Consider the following 3,410-nt stretch of genomic DNA (forward strand, 5'->3'; position numbering starts at 1 on the left):
TGGTCCGCCAGGCGCAGGTCGGCGCCACGCAGGGTGGCACCGATGAAGTACGTGCCGCGCAGGCTCGCGCCGCGCAGATCCGCGCCGGCCAGTTGCGCGCCGATCATGTCGCGGCCGCGGTAGTTCTTCTTCTTGCCCCTCACTTCGGCTCGAACCAGATCGCTTGCCTCGAGCAGCAACTCGTTGATCCGTGAACGCAGACCGGAGACGTCGACCGACAGTAGAACTTCTGGCACCGACTCGGTCAGCGCCTCCAGTTCTGCGTATTCGCCGGACAGTGGATCGTGCAGTGTCGCGGCCGAATCCCGGTCACGCGCGTCCGCCAGGTACCAGAGCAACTCGTGCACATCACGCATGATCGGGAACACCGCGAACATCTCCGACGAGTTCGACGGCTGCTGCCGCCAGTCCCGTCCGGCGAACGTGGACTGCGACACCTTCTGGCCCGCACCGAAGCAGTCGTACACCGTGCACCCGGGAAAGCCCCTCTCCCGCAGCGTCGAATGAATGCCGCACCGCGAGTCCTGCCGAAGATTGCGGCACGGCTCACCGGCGGCCTTGTCGACGGCGAAGTCCGAGGACTTCGCGAAGGGCAGAGCGACGCAACAGAGTCCGAAACAACTGCCGCAATCGGCCAGCAAGTTCTCGGGCGCACGCATGCGTCCACTCTGTCCCGGGGCGCGTGGCAGCGTCAAACGAGATTCCTCGCGTTCACTCCGGTAGGTCGAGCAGTGCGATGAGTTTCTGCGGAGCCCGGTTGCAGTAGCTGTCGGTGATCAGCTCGCCCAGCTCGACGCGGTCCACTGTCTCGTCCAGCACCAAGCCGATGATCTGCGGACCCCAGCCGGGGGCGAAGAAGCCGTGTCGCGTGGACAGCGCGTCGAGTTCGATTCCGCTGGAACGGAAGATGAGAATGTGGGCCGGGCCGTCGGTGCCTGCTGCCTGCGCGAATGCCGGCGGGGTTCCGTCGAGAATGTCGAGCACGTGGGCGAAGGTGCGGCCCCGTACCCGCCAGCGCGTACCGACCCAGCTCGCTCCTCGTAGGTCTCGGGCAGCGCCAGGCACATCCGACGGATTGTGGTTCTCCAGTTCATCGGACTCTCCTCTCCTGCGACATACCGCGCTACAGTATTTCAGGGGGCAGCTAGGGCGCACGAATTCCAGGAGGCACCGTCCATGGCGCAACTCGAGTTCGACGAGGTGGTGACCTCGCTACGCGCTGCCGGGTGCGTGTTCGCCGAGGAGGAAGCCGAGATTCTCATCGAGTCCGCCTCGAACTCGGCGGAGTTGACGGAGCTACTGGGGCGTCGCATCGCCGGTGAACCGCTCGAGCACGTCGTTGGTTGGGTGTGGTTCTGTGGTCGACGCATCGCCGTCGCGCAGGGCGTGTTCGTACCGCGTCGCCGCACCGAATTTCTCGTCGAATGTGCAGCAGCACTGCACCCTTCGACGTTACTCGACCTGTGTTGTGGTTCCGGGGCGATCGGCATGTCGGTCACGGGAGTCGCCGAGTTGTATGCCGCGGATATCGACGATGCAGCCGTCGGGTGTGCCAGGCGCAACCTGGATTCCGTCGGGGGGACGGTGTATAGCGGTGACCTGTACGACGCGTTGCCGCCGAACCTGCACGGCCGATTCGACGCTATCGTCGTCAACGCTCCCTACGTCCCTACGGCCGACATCGCACTGATGCCGGGAGAGGCGCGTATCCACGAGCCGCGCATCGCGCTCGACGGCGGCGCGGACGGTGCCGGTCTTCATCGGCGGGTTGCCGCGGAAGCAACCAGTGGTTGGCTCCGGAAGGTCGACTGCTCATCGAAACCAGTGCCCTGCTGGCGAATTCGACGCTCGAAGCCTTCGTCGAGGCCGGGTTCACGGCCACCATCAGTGAATCCGAGACACTCGACGCCGTCGTGGTGATCGGTTCGATCGTCGAGTAACGATCCGCACATCATCGAAAAACTCGAACAGAGGGGGACATATGCAGTTCTTGGTGTTGAGTCGCCGCCGCGTCGAGCAGTACTCGGACGAGGATTTTGCGGCAGTGCTGCCGAACGAGACCGATGCGGTTCGGACGCTGTATGCGGATGGGGTCGTGCGTCAGATCTGGCTCCGTGGTGACGTGGCGGGCGCTGCTTTCGTCATCGAGGCCGAGAGTGCGTCCGACGCGCAATCCACGATCGACGCACTGCCGATGGCGTCGTCCGGGCTGTCCGAGTTCACGCTGATTCCGCTCGCTCCCTACCGCGGATTCGGTCCTGTACCGACCTGACCCGGTTTCGATCGTGCGTCTGCGTGGCATGCACATGGAAACCCCCCTACGCACGTAAAGAGGCAAACTATGACGACCTTGCTGTTCGCAGTCACCGCTGCCGACCACTGGACCCTGAACGACGGCACGAAGCACCCCACCGGGTACTGGGCCGAGGAGCTCGTCGAGTCCCATCGCACGTTCGTCGACGCAGGCTGGGACATCACGGTTGCGACGCCGGGCGGTAAGGCTCCGGTCGTCGACGAGGGCAGCTTGGCCGTCGATGCCAACGGCGGCGACGAGGAGAAGGTGGCGGATCAGAAGAGCTACCTCGCCTCGATCGAGTCGATCCTGTCCTCGCCCGCAAAGCTGGAGGACCAGAAGGCGTCCGACTTCGACGTCGTCTTCGTGCCCGGTGGTCACGGGCCGATGGAAGATCTCGCCGTCTCCGAGAGCTTCGGGGCGCTGGTGGTCGACTTCCTCGACTCGAACAAGGTCGTCTCCGCGGTGTGCCACGCGCCTGCCGCCCTGCTCCCCGCCGTCCGCAGCGACGGAACCTGGGCGTTCGACGGGTACGAGCTCACCGGATTCACCGACGAAGAGGAGACCCAGGCCGGTCTCGCCGAGAAGGCTCCGTGGTTGCTCGAGGCCCGGTTGCGCGAGAACGGCGCGAAGTTCGACTCCACCGACGCGTGGGCACCTAACGTCGTCGTCGACCGAAATCTGTACACCGGTCAGAACCCGGCATCGACGCGTCCCCTCGCGGAGAAGCTGGCCAGCGCACTGAAGTAGCCGGAGAGGGCGGTCGGATTTCTGCCCACGGAGAACAACGGACATCGACGGGAACATCACTACTGCTTTCGAAGTTGAGCCCCTGTAGCTCAATCCTTTGGAGGAGAAGTGACCGAAACCGTTCGTGTCCCCGTACTGTTCCTGACCGATCCGATCGTCCTGCCCGGCATGGTGGTGCCCGTAGATCTCGACGAGGCAGCGCGTGCCGCCGTCGACGCCGCGAAGGCGAGCAACGACGGCACGCTGCTCGTCGCGCCGCGTCTCGAAGACCGATACGCCGCGTACGGAGTCCTCGCCACGATCGTGCAGATGGGGACGCCTCGCGGACGGTCGCCCGGCCGCTGTCATCAAGGCCACGCGCCGCGCG

General features: G+C 65.0%; 4 protein-coding genes and 2 pseudogenes. 4 read left to right on the forward strand and 2 right to left on the reverse strand.

Going from position 1 to position 3,410, the window contains the following annotated elements; genetic code table 11:
• Both RHBS_RS25810 and RHBS_RS25815 read right to left on the reverse strand, forming a co-directional pair.
• A partial coding sequence (locus tag RHBS_RS25810; RefSeq protein ID WP_145977612.1) for a pentapeptide repeat-containing protein occupies nucleotides 1–659 on the reverse strand: 659 nt, incomplete at its 3' end.
• Between the two features lie 52 nt (nucleotides 660–711).
• The gene (locus RHBS_RS25815) at nucleotides 712–1,065 is read right to left on the reverse strand and encodes an MmcQ/YjbR family DNA-binding protein (protein ID WP_237669728.1); all 354 of its coding nucleotides are present in this window, start codon (nucleotides 1,063–1,065) and stop codon (nucleotides 712–714) included.
• A gap of 111 nt (nucleotides 1,066–1,176) precedes the next feature.
• On the opposite strand from RHBS_RS25815, the pseudogene RHBS_RS25820 reads away from it, so the two are divergent.
• From RHBS_RS25820 to RHBS_RS25835, 4 genes and pseudogenes are all read left to right on the forward strand, one after another.
• Nucleotides 1,177–1,940, forward strand: a pseudogene (locus RHBS_RS25820) (putative protein N(5)-glutamine methyltransferase).
• Between the two features lie 41 nt (nucleotides 1,941–1,981).
• A complete protein-coding gene (locus RHBS_RS25825; protein WP_121871401.1) occupies nucleotides 1,982–2,272 on the forward strand; it encodes a hypothetical protein in 291 nt (96 codons plus the stop codon).
• Between the two features lie 69 nt (nucleotides 2,273–2,341).
• Nucleotides 2,342–3,043, forward strand: a complete 702-nt coding sequence (locus RHBS_RS25830; protein ID WP_121871400.1) for a type 1 glutamine amidotransferase domain-containing protein — start codon at nucleotides 2,342–2,344, stop codon at nucleotides 3,041–3,043.
• A gap of 168 nt (nucleotides 3,044–3,211) precedes the next feature.
• A pseudogene (locus RHBS_RS25835) lies at nucleotides 3,212–3,410 on the forward strand (hypothetical protein); the annotation flags it as partial.

Source organism: Rhodococcus sp. BS-15 (genome assembly GCF_000813105.1).
In the GTDB taxonomy this organism is placed as follows: Bacteria; Actinomycetota; Actinomycetes; order Mycobacteriales; family Mycobacteriaceae; genus Rhodococcoides.

Excerpts from the sequence above, each read along its gene's own strand:
- RHBS_RS25825 (WP_121871401.1), top strand. The coding sequence starts at position 1,982 with ATGCAGTTCTTGGTGTTGAGTCGCCGCCGCGTCGAGCAGTACTCGGAC.
- RHBS_RS25830 (WP_121871400.1), top strand. The coding sequence starts at position 2,342 with ATGACGACCTTGCTGTTCGCAGTCACCGCTGCCGACCACTGGACCCTG.